This is a genomic window from Cryobacterium gelidum (assembly GCF_004403985.1).
GTDB lineage: Bacteria > Actinomycetota > Actinomycetes > Actinomycetales > Microbacteriaceae > Cryobacterium > Cryobacterium gelidum.
The window spans coordinates 170,418-186,050 of sequence record NZ_SOHL01000008.1; the positions used below are offsets into that span (position 1 = coordinate 170,418).

Sequence of the window (15,633 nt, forward strand, 5' to 3'; positions counted from 1 at the left end):
GTGAGCCTCCCTCCGATCGTCGTCATGGGTGTGCAAGGTTCAGGCAAGTCGACCATTGGTGAACTTCTCGCCAAGCGCCTCGGTGCCCAGTTTCTCGACGGCGACACCCTGCATCCCGCCATCAACAAGGCAGTCATGGCCGCCGGTCATGCGTTGCAGGACGAGCACCGGCTGCCCTGGCTGCACGAGGTGGGGCGATGCCTCGCCGGAGATTATCCGAACGGTATCGTCATCGCCTGCTCGGCCCTCAAACGTAGCTATCGAGACCTACTGCGCGGTCACGTCCGCGACCTGTTCGTCGTTGATCCGGAAGGATCGATCGACCTGATCGCCGCCCGGCTCCGCGCACGCACCCACGAATTCATGCCTCCAGCGCTGCTGCAATCGCAGCTCGACACGCTCGAGGTACGAACAGACGATGAACGCGGCATGACCGTGGACATTGTCGAACCGCCCGGCGCCATCGTCGAACGGATCGTCGCGGCTCTCGCCGTCGAAACGGAAGGTGGTGAGGTCGACCGTGTCGCAGATCACGCGCGTTGAAACCTTTCTGGTCGCGCCTCGTTGGTTGTTCGTGCGGATCGAGACCAGCGACGACGTCATCGGTTGGGGCGAGGCCAGTCTGGAAGGCCATGCGGATGCCGTGCGCACCGTTGTCGACCAGTTCGCTGAATATCTCATCGGCGCTGACCCTGACCGCATTGAAGACCACTGGCAGGTACTGACCAAGAGTGGCTTCTACCGCGGCGGACCGGTGTTCGGCAGCGCCGTCTCCGGCATCGACCAGGCCTTGTGGGATCTCAAAGGGAAGTCTCTCGGGGTGCCGGTCTACCAGCTGCTCGGCGGAGCGGTGCGGGATCGCATCCGCATGTACGGCTGGGTCGGCGGCGACGATCCGAGCGGCATCACCGACGCGATCGCAGCGCAGCTGGCCGTGGGGTTGACCGCCGTCAAGATGAACGCTTCCGGCATCATGAGCAGGGTCGGCACGGTCGCCGAAATCGACGGCGTTCTCGAACGGGTTGCAGCTGCGCGCGCAGTGCTCGGCCCCGACCGCGATGTAGCCGTGGACTTTCACGGCCGGTTCACGCTCGCCAATGCCCGCCGGATCGCCCCGCTTCTGGAGCCGTTGCACCCATTCTTCATCGAAGAGCCGGTGGTTCCGGAGAACTCCCACCTGATCGGACAACTGGCCCAGGCCACCGCGATTCCCATCGCGACCGGGGAACGGCTCTACACCCGGCAGGATTTCCTCCCGGTACTCCAGGCCGGCATCGCTGTGGCGCAGCCCGACCTTTCCCACGCCGGCGGTATCTCCGAGGTGCGCCGCATTGCGGCGATGGCCGAGGTGTACGACGTGCAGCTGGCTCCGCACTGTCCGCTCGGCCCGATCGCGCTGGCGGCCTGCCTGCAGGTGGGCTTCGCCACACCCAATTACCTCATCCAGGAGCAGAGCATCGGCATCCACTACAATCAGGGCGCCGAAGTGCTGGATTATGTGCTCGACAAGCAACCGTTGAAATTCGTCAACGGCAACATTGAGCTGTTGACCGGCTCGGGCCTCGGCATCGAAATCGATGAGGTGGCCGTGCGGGCCGCCGACGCGCGGGGACATACCTGGCGCTCGCCGATCTGGCGGCACGCCGACGGCGCATTGGCCGAGTGGTGACGGCCATGAGCGTCTCGTGGACCCCGGATGATTTTCTCGCCGGGCTGCAGCGTGAACGCCTGCTCGCCATTATCCGCGCAACCGACCCGGACGCTGCGATAGCCGCGTCACTCGCACTCTTTGCCAGCGGCATCCGCTTTCTTGAAGTATCTCTCGTGACGACCGACGCGCTCGGAATCATTGCGGAACTCGCCCGGCTGGCTCCGAGTGATTGCCTGGTCGGGGCGGGAACGGTGCTGACCACCGACGATGTGCACCGCAGCGCCGCAGCCGGCGCAAGCTTCATGGTGACCCCGGCCGTGACCGAAGCCATCGCCGAGTCGGCCCGGCTCGGTCTGCCGGTCTGCGCGGGTGCGCTCACTCCGACCGAGGTCGTTGCGGCCGGCCGCGCGGGCGCCACCGTGGTCAAGCTGTTTCCCGGATCGTTCGGCGGCCCCGCCTACCTCAAGGCGCTGCGCGACCCGCTACCCGACGTGCCGTTCGTGCCCGTCGGCGGCGTCGATGCCGCGCTGGCCGCTGAATACTTCGCGGCCGGAGCTCTCGCCGTGGGCATCGGCGGCCCCCTGCTCGGGGATGCAGCACGCGGCGGCGACCTCGACGCCCTTAGGGGGCGAGCGGCTGCCTTCCTCGCCGTGCGCGACGACGTCAATCGGCTGGCGGCTGCGCGCGCATGACCGGGCCCGACGTCGTCACCCTCGGCGAAACCATGGTCAGCCTGCGCACCGGCAGCCCGCTGCGCCTCGGCGGTGCCCTGCAGATGAACGTGGCCGGTGCCGAATCGAATGTGGCCATCGGCCTCGCCCGACTAGGCCATACGGTGCGCTGGGGCGGCCGCGTCGGCGACGACGAGGTCGGTGCGTTCCTGCTGCGGACTCTGCGCGCGGAGTCGGTGCTCGTGGACACCGTCGCGATCGATGCCGACCGAGCCACCGGGCTCATGCTCGCTGAACGTCGCATCAATGACCTGTCCCGGGTGACCTACTACCGCAGCGATTCCGCCGGCTCGGCGCTCAGTGCAGCGGATGCCGCTGCCTGCCTGACTGCACCACCTCGCCTTCTGCACGTGACAGGTATCACCCCGGCTCTGTCGAGTTCGGCCGCGGAGGCCGTGACCGAGGCTGTGCGGCTTGCGCGCGCGGCCGGCGCCCTGGTGAGCGTCGACGTGAACTATCGCGCCAAACTCTGGAGCACGACCGCGGCCCGCACGACCTTGTCGGCTCTGGCCCGCAGTGCGGATATTGTCATCGCCTCCGACGACGAGCTCGGGCTCATTGTGGCCGGTGCTGGTACCCCCGAAGCAGAAGAGCGGGCAGCGGCCGAGCTCTCGGCCTGCGGCGTGAGAGCGCTCGTCATCAAGCGTGGTGCGCTGGGCGCCAGCGTCTACACCGACGGCGAGGTCGTGCACGCATCGGCGATCCCGGTGACGGTGCTGGACACGATCGGCGCTGGCGATGCTTTCACCGCCGGCTACCTGTCCGGCATGCTCGACGCCCTCACCCCCGGGGAAGCGCTGCACCGCGGCACCGTCACCGGTGCCTTCGCGGTCGCCGCCATTGGCGACTGGGAGGGTGCGCCGAACCGGGCCGAACTCACCCTGCTCGCCGCACCGGCCGGGACCACCCTGCGCTGACCCGGCATCCGCTTGCCCTGCTTTTTCATCACCCGCACGACCGAGGAGAACGCCATGAAGATCGACAGAGCAGAAGTCATCGTCACCAGCCCGGATCGTAATTTCGTGACCCTGCGCCTCACGACCGACGACGGGCTCGTCGGGCTCGGTGACGCCACCCTGAACGGCCGCGAACTGGCCGTCGTTGCCTACCTGCAGGAGCACGTCGTTCCGCTGCTGCTGGGCTCCGACGCGCACCGCATCGAAGACACCTGGCAGTTTCTCTATCGCAGTGCCTATTGGCGTCGAGGCCCGGTCACCATGGCCGCAATTGCCGCCGTCGACGTCGCACTGTGGGACCTCAAGGCGAAGGCCGCCGGCCTGCCGCTATACCAGCTCCTCGGCGGGGCCAGCCGGGATAGAATTCTCGCCTACGGCCACGCCTCCGGACGTGATCTGCCGGAACTGTTCGATTCCATTCGCAAGCACCAGGACCTCGGTTACCGGGCGATTCGGGTGCAGACCGCCATTCCCGGCCTCAGAGCCATCTACGGCGTCGCCGCGCAGACCCAGACCAGTGGCAAGCGCTACGACTACGAACCGGCCCAGCGCGCGGCGAGGCCCGCCGAAGAAGACTGGGACACCCGCGCCTACCTGCGGCACCTGCCGACCGTATTTGAGGGAGTGCGCGCTGAATTCGGCCCCGAACTGCCCCTGCTGCACGACGGGCATCACCGGATGACACCGATCCAGGCGGCGAAGCTCGGCAAGTCGCTCGAACCCTTCGACCTGTTCTGGCTCGAAGACTGCACACCGGCCGAAAACCAGGATGCCCTGCGCCTGGTGCGTTCGCACACCGTTACCCCGCTCGCGATCGGCGAGGTCTTCAACACGGTTTGGGACTACCAGACCCTGATCAAAGACCAGCTCATCGACTACGTGCGGTCGGCGGTCACCCACACCGGCGGTATCTCGCCCCTGAAGAAAATCCTTGACTACGCCGCGCAATACCAGATCAAGTCCGGTATCCACGGACCGACCGATATCTCGCCGGTGGGTATGGCAGCGGCGTTGCACCTCGACCTGGCCATCCACAACTTCGGAATCCAGGAGTATATGCAGCACGGCGACGCCACCAACACTGTCTTCGAACAGTCGTTCAGCTTCTCCGACGGCTACCTGCACCCCGGCAACAAGCCTGGTCTGGGAGTCGAACTCAACGTCGACGAGGCCGGCAAGTACCCCTACCAGACGGCGTATCTGCCCTTCAACCGGCTGGCCGACGGTACCGTCCACGACTGGTGAGCACGCCCGCACGACACGCCCGGGGTGCAATACCGTCCCGAACTGTGTAGGCTTGAAGACGAACTTCGGCGAGGGATCCTGCCGGGCCAGACTTGGACCGGCGGCATCCGTTATCGACGCGGCGGACGAGGCCTCGGGCTTTTCCTCACGCTGACATGCGTTCGAGTTGAATCAGTACCCCTCTTTCACGGGCTTCGGCCCGCGAACCACGACCTGGGCCCACGCCCCGCAAGGAGAAATACCATGGCTAGAGAAGTTACCGCCGTCGTCGCTGAACTGCGCGAAAGCTTTGGCAAGGGCGCGGCCCGCAAGCTGCGCGTGCTCGGCAAGATCCCTGCCGTCATCTACGGCCACGGCACCGAGCCGGTGCACGTGTCGCTGCCCGCCCACCGCATCGCCCTGTTGCTGCGTCGCGCCAACATGCTCCTCGAGCTTGACATCGCCGGCGCCAAGCAGCTCGTGCTGGTCAAGGACGTGCAGAAGGACCCGGTGAAGGCCATCATCGAGCACATCGACCTCGTCGTCGTGCGCAAGGGCGAAAAGGTCCAGGTTGAAGTTCAGGTGCACATGTCGGGCGAGTCCTTCGCTGGCACGATCGCCGACTTCGATACCAAGACGCTGCTGCTCGAGGTCGAAGCGACCGACATCCCCGAGAACGTCACCGTGTCGATCGAAGGCCTCGAAGACGGCGCCCAGGTTCACGCCAAGGACGTTCCGCTGCCCTCCGGCGCCACGCTGATCTCCGACGAAGACGCCCTCGTCGTCTACATCCACACCCCGCGCGGTGAAGATGAAGAAGAGGCCGAGACCGAGGTCATCACGGCCGGAACCCCGGCCGCTACGCCCGCCGCGTAGTAATAGCACTCATCAACTGGTTCCGTCTGGGCTTTCACCCCCGCACACGGAGGACTTCCCTGGATACGAACCTGTGGCTCGTAGTCGGGCTCGGCAACCCCGGGCCCGACTACGCCGGCAACCGGCACAATGTCGGTCAGATGGTGACGGCGCAGCTCGCCGACCGCCTCTCGTCAAATTTCAAGCGTCACAAAACGGCCGCCCTCGTGGCCGAAGGGCGCCTCGCGCCCGCCGGACCCAAACTGGTGCTGGCCAAGCCCACCACGTTCATGAACGTCTCCGGGAGCCCGGTCGCCGCGCTGCTGCGCTTCTACTCGCTGCCCGTGTCCCGGCTCATCGTCGTGCACGATGATCTCGACCTGCCCTTTGACACGCTCAAGATCAAGGTCGGCGGCGGTCACGGCGGCCACAACGGCCTGCGCGACATCATCGCTGCCGCCGGAACCAACGACTTCATTCGCATTCGCATGGGCATCGGGCGCCCGCCCGGCCGCCAGAATCCGGCCGACTTCGTGCTGCATGACTTCGCTGCCGCCGAGCGCGGCGTCCTGCCCAATCTGATAGCGGATGCCTCCGACGCGATCGAACTGATCGCCACCGACGGCGTTGTGGCCGCCCAACAGAAGTTCCACTCGCCGTCCTGAGGCCAGTTCGGCGCTGTCGGTACCAGTGCGTAGACTCATTCAGTGATCCTTCAGGGCTTAATCGCAGCGCTCGCGCGCGCCTCCACGTTCGACAACGCCCTCGCCTACGCCAGCCGGGATGCTGATTTCTCGCTGACCGAAGGTCTACGCGCCGCACTGCTCGCCGCGCTGCTCAATCTCCGCCGCGATGATGCCCAGGCCCTGTTCGTCATCACGGCGACCGGCCGCGAGTCGGAGGCGATCCGCGAAAACCTCGGCTGCTTCGCCACGAGCGCCGAAATCATCGACTTTCCGGCCTGGGAAACCCTGCCGCACGAACGCCTGAGTCCGAGCGCCGAGATCGTCGGCAAGCGCCTGCACGCCCTGCGCCGCATGCGCGAATGGCAGGAGGCCGAGCCGGCCACGCGGCATCCGCTCATCGTCGTCGCCTCGGTACGGGCCGCATTGCAGCCGGTCGCCGACAATCTCACCGACTACGAACCGATCGAGCTCACCGTCGGCGCCCGCGGCCACGACCTCGCGGCGATCGTGCTGCAGCTGGTCAACCTCGCTTACGCCCGAGTCGACATGGTCACCCGGCGCGGCGAGTTCGCCGTGCGCGGTGGCATCCTCGACGTCTTTCCGCCGGTCGCCGTGCACCCGTACCGGGTCGAGTTCTTCGGTGACGAGGTCGAGCAGATCCGCCTGTTCAGCGTCGCCGACCAGCGATCCCTGCCCGAGGTCGTCGACACGGTCAGCCTGCCGCCCAGCCGGGAACTGCTGCTCAGCCCTGCTGTGCGGCAACGCGCCCGCGAGATGCAGCATGAATTCCCGAGCCTGGCCGGTCTGCTCGCGAAGGTCGCCGAGGGGATTCCAGTCGAGGGCATGGAAAGCCTCGCACCGGCCCTGGTCGACCGGCTGGTGCCCGTCACCCACTACCTGCCGACCAACGCCGCCGTTGCCGTCCTCTCGCCGGAACGGGTCGCGAGCCGGGCGATCAGCCTCGCCGAGACCAACCGTGAGTTTCTCGGCGCCGCCTGGAGCGCGGCGACGGCCGGTGCCGACGCCCCGATCGACCTCGAATCGGGCGACTTTCTCACCCTGGGGCGCCTGCGCGACAGCGTGAAGTACTCGGCCCCTGGCGCGCCGGCCTCCGGTCACAACTGGTGGACCCTGAGCACGTTCCAGGCCGCACCGACCGATGCGCCGGTTTTACCCGAACACCTCGAGATGGACGAGCTGCTCACCATTCGCATCGAAGCGGATGCCGTTCCCACCTTCGCCGGCAGCGTCGACGGAGCCGTGGGTCACGTCGCCTCCCGGCTGCACGACGGCTGGGTCGTTGGCATAGTGGCCCAGGGCGCCGGCCTGGTCGAACGGGCCGCCCAGGTGCTCGCCGAGCGCGAGCTGCCGGCGCGGGTGGTAGAGGCATGGCCGGTGGAACCGGAACCGGGTATCGCCTACCTGCTGAAGGCATCCGTCGACCACGGTTTTGAGCTGCCGCAGAGCAAGCTCGCGCTGATCAGCGAGTCGGAGTTCTACGGGCGCACTGTCGGGTACTCGGAGCGGCAGATCAAGAAGCTCGCCAGCCGGCGCAAGAACGTCGTCGATCCGCTGCAGCTCGTGGCCGGCGACCACGTCGTGCACCAGACGCACGGCATCGGCCGTTTTCTCGAATTGACGCAGCGTGAGGTGTCAAGCGGCGGCCGCAACCCGGTCAAGACCACCCGCGAATACCTCGTGCTGGAATACGCACCGTCGAAGCGCGGGCACGCCGGCGACCGGCTGTACGTGCCGACCGACCAGCTCGACCTCGTCACCCGCTATGTCGGCGGCGAGGCACCGGCCCTGAGCAAGATGGGCGGCAGTGACTGGTCGAGCGCCAAGACCAAGGCGCGCCGAGCGGTACGCGACATTGCCGTTGAGCTCGTCAAGTTGTATTCGGCCCGCATGGCCAGCAGGGGGCACGCCTTCGGGCCGGATACCCCCTGGCAGCGTGAGCTCGAAGAGGCATTCCCCTTCGTGGAGACCCCCGACCAGCTCACCACCATCGACGAGGTCAAGGCCGACATGGAACGGCCCATTCCAATGGACCGGCTGCTCAGCGGCGACGTCGGCTTCGGCAAGACCGAGGTCGCCATTCGTGCCGCCTTCAAGGCCGTGCAGGACGGCAAGCAGGTCGCCATGCTCGTGCCGACCACCTTGCTGGTCAGCCAGCACATGGAGACCTTCAAGGAACGCTTCGCCGGATTCCCGATTCACCTGCGCGCCCTGTCACGGTTCCAAACCGACAAGGAATCGCGCGAAACCATCGCCGGCATGCTCGACGGCACCGTCGACGTCGTCATCGGCACCCATCGGCTGCTGTCACCGTCGATCATCTTCAAAGACCTCGGCCTCGTCATCATCGACGAGGAGCAGCGTTTCGGCGTCGAGCACAAAGACGCCCTGAAGAAGCTCAAGACCAACGTCGATATTCTCGCGATGAGCGCAACACCCATCCCACGGTCGCTCGAGATGGCGGTCACCGGCATCCGTGAAATGTCGACCCTTGCTACCCCACCCGAAGACCGGCACCCGATCCTGACCTTTGTGGGACCGTACTCGCAGCGGCAAGTGGCCGCCGCCATCCGTCGGGAACTGCTGCGCGAGGGCCAGATCTTTTTCGTGCACAACCGGGTCACGACCATAAACCGCATCGCCACGCAGCTTGCCGAACTGGTGCCGGAGGCGCGCATTGCGATCGCGCACGGGCAGTTGCCGGAGGCGCAGCTGGAGCAGGTGGTCGGTGATTTCTGGGAGCGCAAGTTCGACATTCTGGTCTGCACCACGATCATCGAGACCGGCCTCGACATCAATAACGCCAACACCATCATCATCGACCGGGCCGACAAGTTCGGCCTGAGTCAGCTGCACCAGCTGCGCGGCCGGGTGGGGCGTGGGCGCGAACGGGCCTACGCCTACTTTCTGTACGACGAGAACAAGCCGCTGTCGGAGACCGCCCACGACCGGCTCGCCACCATCGCCGCCAACAACGAACTCGGCGCCGGCATGCAGGTGGCCCTCAAGGACCTCGAGATTCGCGGCGCCGGCAACCTGCTCGGCGGCGAGCAGGCCGGCCATATCGCCGGTGTGGGCTTCGACCTGTACCTGCGCATGATCGGTGAGGCCGTGAGCACCTTCCGCGGCGATGTCGCTGAGGGGCAGACCGAGCTGCGACTCGAGCTGCCGGTCGACGCGCACATTCCGCACGACTTCGTCGACAGTGAACGGTTGCGCCTCGAGGCCTACCAGAAGCTCTCCAGTGCGAGCTCACCGACGGCGACCGATGACCAGATCGACCTCGTGCTCGACGAGCTCACCGACCGCTACGGCGAACCGCCCGTACCGGTGCAGAACCTCGTGGCCGTGTCGCGGCTGCGCTGGCAGGCCCAGCAGGCGAACCTCAGCGAGGTCGTGGCCATGGGCTCGAACCTCCGGGTGGCGCCGGCCGACCTGGCCGATTCGATTCAGGTGCGCCTGCAGCGGATGTATCCCGGCTCGCGGTATGTGTCCGCCACCGGCGCGCTCAGCGTACCGATGCCGCGGCCGAACGGCGAGCCGCTCGATGACAATGCCCTGATCGAGTGGACCAAGACGCTGCTGGCGGCGATCTTCCCCCCGGCCGTGCCGAGCGCGCTCCCGGCTGGGAGTTGAATACGGCAGCACCGTGGTTGGATCAACGACGGTGCTGCCGGGCATCACACGCGGGTGTTCAGTTGTTCGAGGTCTGTTCCGGCTGGTAGACATCCGGGATGCCATCGTTGTCACTGTCGATGGCCTCCTTCTCGGCGATGCGCCCATAGTGGCGGTTGCGCAAACGCAGGATCACCGTGGCCAGGAGTGCGGCTACGAGCGAACCGACCAAAATGGCTACCTTGGCGTGGTCGTCGTGCGGGCTGCCCTGGCCGAAAGCAAGCTCGCTGATCAGTAGTGACACGGTGAAACCGACACCGGCCAGCACGGCGACGCCGGTGACGTCGATCCACGACAGATCGGGGTCGAGCGCCGCCTTCGTGGTCTTGGTCACAATGAAGGTCGCGAGCAACACACCGATCGGCTTGCCAACGACAAGAGCAACAACGATGCCGACCGCGACCGGATCGGTGAGCGCCCGGTATAGGCCGTCGGCGCCGCCGATGGTGACGCCGGCGGAGAAGAAGGCGAACACCGGTATCGCGACTCCGCTGGACAGCGGACGGACGCGATGTTCCAGCGTTTCGGCCAGGCCGGGCCCTGCATTGGGCCCGCCGCCGCGCTTGCTGCGCAGCACCGGCACGGCAAAGCCGAGAAGTACGCCGGCTACGGTCGCGTGCACGCCAGAACCGTGCACGAGCGCCCAGACAATGAAGCCGAGAGGCAGCAGCACCAGCCACGCCGCCCAGCCTCTGGTGCCGAAGAAGTAGGAGAATTTGTGGGTCAACAGCCAGAACAGTGCGATCAGGACCAGGGCCAGCACGAGTGGCAGAACGGCGATGTCGTTCGTGTAGAAGAAGGCGATGATGGTGATGGCGAGCAAATCGTCGACCACTGCGAGAGTCAGCAGAAAGATGCGCAGCGCCGGCGGAAGCTTCGACCCGATGACGGCGAGAACGGCAACGGCAAACGCAATGTCGGTCGCGGTGGGAATCGCCCAGCCGCGCAGTGTTTCGGCGCCCGACTCGAGGTTGATAAGTACGTAGATGAGGGCCGGGATGATCACGCCACCAACCGCGGCGGCTACAGGAACGATGGCACGGCTCACACTGCGCAGGTCGCCCGCGACGAATTCACGTTTCAGCTCGAGGCCAGCGAGAAAGAAGAAGATCGCCAGCAGGCCGTCGGCCGCCCACGCGCCGAGGCTCAGTTCCAGGTGCCACGGTTCGTAACCGATTCTGTAGTCGCGCAATGCGTAGTACGCGTCGGAGAAGCCAGAGTTGGCCATGATCAGCGCGGCCACGGTCGCGGCGAGCAGAATCGCTCCGCCGACGGTCTCCTTGCGCAGAATGGCGGAGATGCGCACGACTTCGTTGTGGCTGCCACGACGCAAAATGGTCGCGGTCGATGGGGACGTCTGCGGTGTGGGCACGCGGGAAGGGTCGGTCATAAGAAATCCTCTGGTTTTTTGGGTACACACATAATGTGCCGACCAGACTTCCCGGCTCACCTCTGTTCAGAATACACGAGGCACCCGATTGAGCCGAAGAGGCCGTTTACGATGGAACCGATCTGAGGAGTGCACAACCATGACGAATCCGCTGTTTTCATCGGCCCGTACCGACGCAACGCGACCGCAGGAGAATCCGGCCCCGACAGTGCCGCGAGCCGCAGACACCGTCGCGGATCTGGGGTCCCCTCTTCCGGCAGGGGTGGGGCCAGCTGGCCCGACCCCCTTGGAGACCCTCATCGTTACCGTCGCGCGACTGCGCGCACCCGGCGGATGCCCGTGGGACGCCGACCAGACCCACGCCTCGCTCGTGCGCCACCTGGTCGAGGAGACCCACGAACTGATCGAGGCGATCGAAGACGGCAGCCGGGACGACCTGCTCGAAGAGCTGGGTGATGTGCTCTACCAGGTGCTCTTTCACGCCGACCTGGCAGCCCACACGCCGGAGGAGAACTTCGACATTCAGGATGTCGCTGCCCGCCTGACCGAGAAAATGATCGGGCGCCACCCGCACGTCTTCGGCAATGTCACCCTGCACAGTGCTGAGGAAGTCGCTGCCGCCTGGGACAGTTTCAAGGCCGCGGAGAAACCGGGCCGTACGAGCGTGCTCGACGGCATTCCGACCGGCATGCCGGCGCTCGCCCTGGCCGACAAGGTGCTCGGCCGGGCCGAGAAGATCGGCCTGCTTGAAGCGGATGCCGGTTTTCCCCTCCCGATCGAGTCCGAGGCTGATCTCGGACCGCTGCTATTGGCCATCGTGGCATCCGCCCGGGCCCAGGGCCTCGACGCCGAACGAGCGCTGCGAGTCGCCGTTCGCGATCTGCAGTCTGAGATTCGCGGCGCCGAGCATCCCGCCGCCGATGCCTTCGATGCCGGTATCATCGCACTGCCGACCTAACCTCCCGCTGGCTACGCGATGCGACTGCCGGCGGGGAGGTGCGTCGCGGGGGTGCGGGTGCGGCGCCAGGCCCAGGTTAGGGCGCCCGCGCCGAGCAGCAGATGAATGAAGAAGCCGATGAACCAGCTGGGCACCGCGCCGTCGTAGGTCTCCTGCGGTGTTGGACCGTCGAATTGCTGGTCGGCGTACCCATTGGCGGCCTCCTCGCATCCGTCGTACTCGGTGTACAGCTCTGGCGCGGCCTGCGCGCTTCGCACGCCGACGGCGATCTGACCGAACAGGTCGGTGGGGCGGCCGCCCTCGTCGAAGCTGCCGGGAGCGGCATCCGCCACCACCACGTACGGGTTTGCCGCCAGGATCCACCAGAAATAGTCGAAGCGCGGCACGTTGTAGGTCGAGGTCTGGGCGGTGGAGCATACGATGTCTGACTGCTTGCCGGTCTGCTCGTCGTAGGTTGACTCCACGACCTGATAGTTCACGCTTGTCGCTTCCTGCTGCGTGGCGGTGCCGAGCAGGGCGAACGCGATGAGCGTGCCGAGGCTGAGTGCCGCGACCAGGAGGTAGGTCAGCACGATCGAAAACAGTGGCCGGTTCAGGATGCCCGACAACCCCACTCCGACCGCCGCGATCACGCCCAACTCGGCCGCGAGCACCAGCACCGACACGCTGATCGTGCCGAGCGAAACTTCGCCGAGAACGACTGCGAACATGAGAAACGGCAGCGCCGCCGCCAGAAAGGCGAGCGCGGTGATCCAGGCGGCCAGAAACTTACCGAGAACAAGCTGCCCGGTGCTGATGAGCGTGACCTGCGTCGTGGCGAGGGTGCCGGCATCCCGGTCGCCGTTGATGGCGTTGCCCGACAGCGCCGGCGACACCAGGGTTCCCAGCAGCAGCACGAAGAAAATGATGGTCGAGAACACACCGCCACCGCCGGATAGCCAAGCCGAGGTGGCCAGCCAAAGCAGAAACGTGACGATGCCCACGAGCAGCATGAAGACACCCAGCAGTACGTACCAGGAGACGCCGCGCACCCGCTGGCGCAGTTCCAGCGTGACGATCAACCAGAGTCCGGTCAGGAACAGGCGGTTGCGGTCGTTCATGGCGTTACCTCCGGGTTGACGACGACAGAACTATGTCGCGCCGGTCTGTCCCGTGTGAGGTCGAGAAAAGTGTGTTCGAGGTTGCCGACGGCCGGTCCGAAATCGCACACCGGTACCCCGCTCAGGACCAAGTTGTGTAGTAGAGCGGCTGCGGAGGCTTCATTTTCCACCTGTACGAGGGTGCCGAGCTGGTCCACGCCGAGAACCTGCACGAGCGCACCGACCACGCCGGGCGTAGCCAGCGCACGCTCCAGCGCTGACTCATCGAGTGAGCGGATGCGCCACGCTCTGGCACTCGCGCCCGCCGCGGCCACCTGTTCCGGGCTGGCCGTGCGCCCGTCGGCGAGGTACACCGCGGCATCCGCCATTTCGTCGAGTTCGGCGAGAACGTGACTGGAAACGAGGACGGCGGTGCCCTCGCCGGCCAGGCGGCGCAGCAGCTGGCGCAGCGAAGCTCGCGCCGCGGGGTCAAGGCCGGAGGCCGGCTCGTCGAGCAGCAGGACTCCGGGGGAGTGCACGAGCGCCCGGGCCAGGCTCAGGCGTTGTTTCTGGCCGCGCGACAGCACCCGTGATGGCCGGTCGGCGAAGTCACCGAGGTCGGTCAGCGCGATCAGTTCGGTGGCGCGCACTGCGGACTGCGCGCCGGTCATGCGGTACATGCGGCCGGTGGTCTGCAGGGCCGCTCGGGCACTCAGGCTCGGCCAGGAACCGAGCGTGTCCGGCATCCAGCCCATGACGGCGCGCACCCGTTCCGGCTCGGTGACCGGGTCGTGACCGTTGATGCGAATGGTGCCGGTATCGGGGGTGAGCAACGTTGCGAGCATGAGTAGCAGCGTGGTCTTACCCGAGCCGTTCGGCCCGATCAGGGCCGTGACCGACCCGGCCGGAACGGTCAGCGTGGCGTCGAGCAGCGCGAGCACACTGCCAAACGATCGGCTGACCCCGGTCACCGCGATACCACTCGGCGTCACGGCCGCTGAGTCTGACAATGTCGTGACTAGAATGCGCACCCCCACTTGTTCTTCTCGAGTCTAGGCCGCAGGCATTGTATGGGTCGGATGGCCGCTCGTAAAGAACCTGCGAGACTTGCCCCATGGCTATTGCAGTGACCCCGCCGCGCGGTATGCGCGATTTCCTCCCCGCCGACAAGGCCGTACGCGAACGTTCCCTCGGCATCATTCGCGAGAGTTTTCGGGCGCACGGCTTTGACGAGATCGAAACCCCGGTCATGGAAGATTCCGCCCGCCTGCACTCCGGGCTCGGCGGCGACAACGAGAAACTTGCCTTCGCGGTACTCAAGCGAGGACTCAGCGCAGCGGATGTCGCAGCCGCAGTCGAGCAGGACGACCTGCTGTCCCTGGCCGACCTCGGACTGAGATTCGACCTGACCGTGCCGCTCGCCCGCTTCTACGCGACCCACCGGGCCGCGCTGCCGACGGTGTTCCGGTCCATTCAGATCGCCCCGGTCTGGCGGGCCGAACGCCCGCAGAAGGGCCGCTACCGCCAATTCATGCAGTGCGACATCGACATCATCGGAGAGGCCGGCGCGCTCGCCGAGATCGAACTGATCACCGCAACGGCCGCGACCCTCGACCAGCTCGGCCTCACGGGCTGCTCCATCCGCATCAACGACCGCCGCATCCTCTCCGCCCTGCTCGCCCACTGGGGCGTCCCGTCAGAACTGACCGAGCGGGCGCTGATCGTGATCGACAAGCTCGACAAGATCGGTGTTGACGGTGTCGCAACCGAGCTCGGCGCCCTCGGCATCGACGCCCCCGACCTGGCCGCCCTGCTCACCGAGCTCGGGACCGGCGGCTGGGCCCTCGGCGACAGCGCGCCGGACTGGCTCGACCCGGAGGCGTTCGCCGACCTGACTGCCCTGCGCGCCGCCCTTCCCGGCGTCGACCTCGCGTTCGACCCCACCCTGGTGCGCGGCATGGGCTACTACACGGGAACCATCTTCGAGATCTCCCACCCGGACCTCGGCTATTCCCTCGGTGGCGGCGGCCGGTACGACGGCATGATCGGCCGGTTCCTCGGCACCGACGTGCCGGCCTGTGGCTTCTCGATCGGCTTCGAACGCATCGTCGACCTGCTGCAAGCGGATGCCGCATCCGCTCAGCAGGCGGTCGTGCTCGTGCACGAGAAAGACGCCGATCCGGCCGGCCTGGTCGCCCTGAAGCGTGACCTCGTCGCCGGTGGCCTGCGCGTACGGCTCGAGCGCCGCACCAAGAACCTCAAGGCCCTGCTCGACCGGGCTGGTGAGGCCGGCTATGGCCGATTCGCGTTCGTGACGGCCGACACCCAGGCTGCTGGCGACCTCGACTTCAAGCCGCTCGGCGCCTGACCAGGCCCGGGCGGCCGGCCCAGCGGATCGGCCGACGGGTTT

The 15,633-nt window shown here is 66.5% G+C and carries 13 protein-coding genes; 10 read left to right on the top strand and 3 right to left on the bottom strand.

Annotated elements, in window-relative coordinates; genetic code table 11:
- The 8 genes from E3T50_RS04940 (at position 1) to mfd (ending at position 9,757) form a co-directional block, all read left to right on the top strand.
- Positions 1-543 (top strand): gluconokinase, encoded by a 543-nt coding sequence (locus E3T50_RS04940; protein ID WP_241990767.1) that lies wholly within the window; start codon positions 1-3, stop codon positions 541-543.
- The gene (gene dgoD, locus E3T50_RS04945) at positions 521-1,669 is read left to right on the top strand and encodes a galactonate dehydratase (RefSeq protein ID WP_134550846.1); all 1,149 of its coding nucleotides are present in this window, start codon (positions 521-523) and stop codon (positions 1,667-1,669) included. Before E3T50_RS04940 ends, dgoD begins: the two co-directional genes overlap by 23 nt.
- A 5-nt stretch (positions 1,670-1,674) precedes the next feature.
- A complete protein-coding gene (locus E3T50_RS04950; RefSeq protein WP_134550847.1) occupies positions 1,675-2,343 on the top strand; it encodes a bifunctional 4-hydroxy-2-oxoglutarate aldolase/2-dehydro-3-deoxy-phosphogluconate aldolase in 669 nt (222 codons plus the stop codon).
- Complete coding sequence (locus tag E3T50_RS04955; RefSeq protein WP_134550848.1) at positions 2,340-3,299, top strand: sugar kinase; 960 nt, start codon at positions 2,340-2,342, stop codon at positions 3,297-3,299. The genes E3T50_RS04950 and E3T50_RS04955 overlap by 4 nt, the downstream gene beginning before the upstream one ends.
- Before the next feature lie 54 nt (positions 3,300-3,353).
- A complete protein-coding gene (gene manD / locus E3T50_RS04960) occupies positions 3,354-4,583 on the top strand; it encodes a D-mannonate dehydratase ManD (protein WP_134550849.1) in 1,230 nt (409 codons plus the stop codon).
- Positions 4,584-4,826: 243 nt separating this feature from the next.
- Positions 4,827-5,438: a 50S ribosomal protein L25/general stress protein Ctc gene (locus tag E3T50_RS04965; protein ID WP_134464262.1), complete on the top strand. Its 612-nt coding sequence runs from the start codon at positions 4,827-4,829 to the stop codon at positions 5,436-5,438.
- Between the two features lie 59 nt (positions 5,439-5,497).
- Positions 5,498-6,082, top strand: coding sequence for an aminoacyl-tRNA hydrolase (gene pth, locus E3T50_RS04970; protein WP_134550850.1), 585 nt, complete (start codon positions 5,498-5,500; stop codon positions 6,080-6,082).
- 42 nt (positions 6,083-6,124) lie between these two features.
- Positions 6,125-9,757, top strand: coding sequence for a transcription-repair coupling factor (gene mfd / locus E3T50_RS04975; protein ID WP_134550851.1), 3,633 nt, complete (start codon positions 6,125-6,127; stop codon positions 9,755-9,757).
- A gap of 58 nt (positions 9,758-9,815) precedes the next feature.
- Here mfd and nhaA read toward each other — a convergent pair whose 3' ends face one another.
- Positions 9,816-11,186 carry a Na+/H+ antiporter NhaA gene (gene nhaA, locus E3T50_RS04980; RefSeq protein ID WP_134550852.1) on the bottom strand — a complete coding sequence of 457 codons (1,371 nt, stop codon included), beginning with the start codon at positions 11,184-11,186 and terminating at the stop codon, positions 9,816-9,818.
- Positions 11,187-11,325: 139 nt separating this feature from the next.
- On the opposite strand from nhaA, the gene E3T50_RS04985 reads away from it, so the two are divergent.
- A complete protein-coding gene (locus tag E3T50_RS04985) occupies positions 11,326-12,144 on the top strand; it encodes a nucleoside triphosphate pyrophosphohydrolase (RefSeq protein WP_134550853.1) in 819 nt (272 codons plus the stop codon).
- Positions 12,145-12,155: 11 nt separating this feature from the next.
- Here E3T50_RS04985 and E3T50_RS04990 read toward each other — a convergent pair whose 3' ends face one another.
- Entirely contained in the window at positions 12,156-13,244 is a 1,089-nt protein-coding gene (locus E3T50_RS04990) for an ABC transporter permease (RefSeq protein WP_134550854.1), read from the bottom strand.
- Complete coding sequence (locus E3T50_RS04995) at positions 13,241-14,215, bottom strand: ABC transporter ATP-binding protein (RefSeq protein ID WP_134550855.1); 975 nt, start codon at positions 14,213-14,215, stop codon at positions 13,241-13,243. The genes E3T50_RS04990 and E3T50_RS04995 overlap by 4 nt, the downstream gene beginning before the upstream one ends.
- A 122-nt stretch (positions 14,216-14,337) precedes the next feature.
- On the opposite strand from E3T50_RS04995, the gene hisS reads away from it, so the two are divergent.
- The gene (gene hisS / locus E3T50_RS05000; protein ID WP_134550856.1) at positions 14,338-15,591 is read left to right on the top strand and encodes a histidine--tRNA ligase; all 1,254 of its coding nucleotides are present in this window, start codon (positions 14,338-14,340) and stop codon (positions 15,589-15,591) included.
- Positions 15,592-15,633: the final 42 nt, after the last annotated feature.

What these genes read in the sequence shown, in the direction of transcription:
- manD (WP_134550849.1), top strand. Translation starts at nt 3,354, where the DNA reads ATGAAGATCGACAGAGCAGAAGTCATCGTCACCAGCCCGGATCGTAAT.
- E3T50_RS04965 (WP_134464262.1), top strand. Translation starts at nt 4,827, where the DNA reads ATGGCTAGAGAAGTTACCGCCGTCGTCGCTGAACTGCGCGAAAGCTTT.
- E3T50_RS04955 (WP_134550848.1), top strand. Translation starts at nt 2,340, where the DNA reads ATGACCGGGCCCGACGTCGTCACCCTCGGCGAAACCATGGTCAGCCTG.
- E3T50_RS04985 (WP_134550853.1), top strand. Translation starts at nt 11,326, where the DNA reads ATGACGAATCCGCTGTTTTCATCGGCCCGTACCGACGCAACGCGACCG.
- E3T50_RS04950 (WP_134550847.1), top strand. Translation starts at nt 1,675, where the DNA reads ATGAGCGTCTCGTGGACCCCGGATGATTTTCTCGCCGGGCTGCAGCGT.
- E3T50_RS04990 (WP_134550854.1), bottom strand. Translation starts at nt 13,244, where the DNA reads ATGAACGACCGCAACCGCCTGTTCCTGACCGGACTCTGGTTGATCGTC.
- hisS (WP_134550856.1), top strand. Translation starts at nt 14,338, where the DNA reads ATGGCTATTGCAGTGACCCCGCCGCGCGGTATGCGCGATTTCCTCCCC.
- nhaA (WP_134550852.1), bottom strand. Translation starts at nt 11,186, where the DNA reads ATGACCGACCCTTCCCGCGTGCCCACACCGCAGACGTCCCCATCGACC.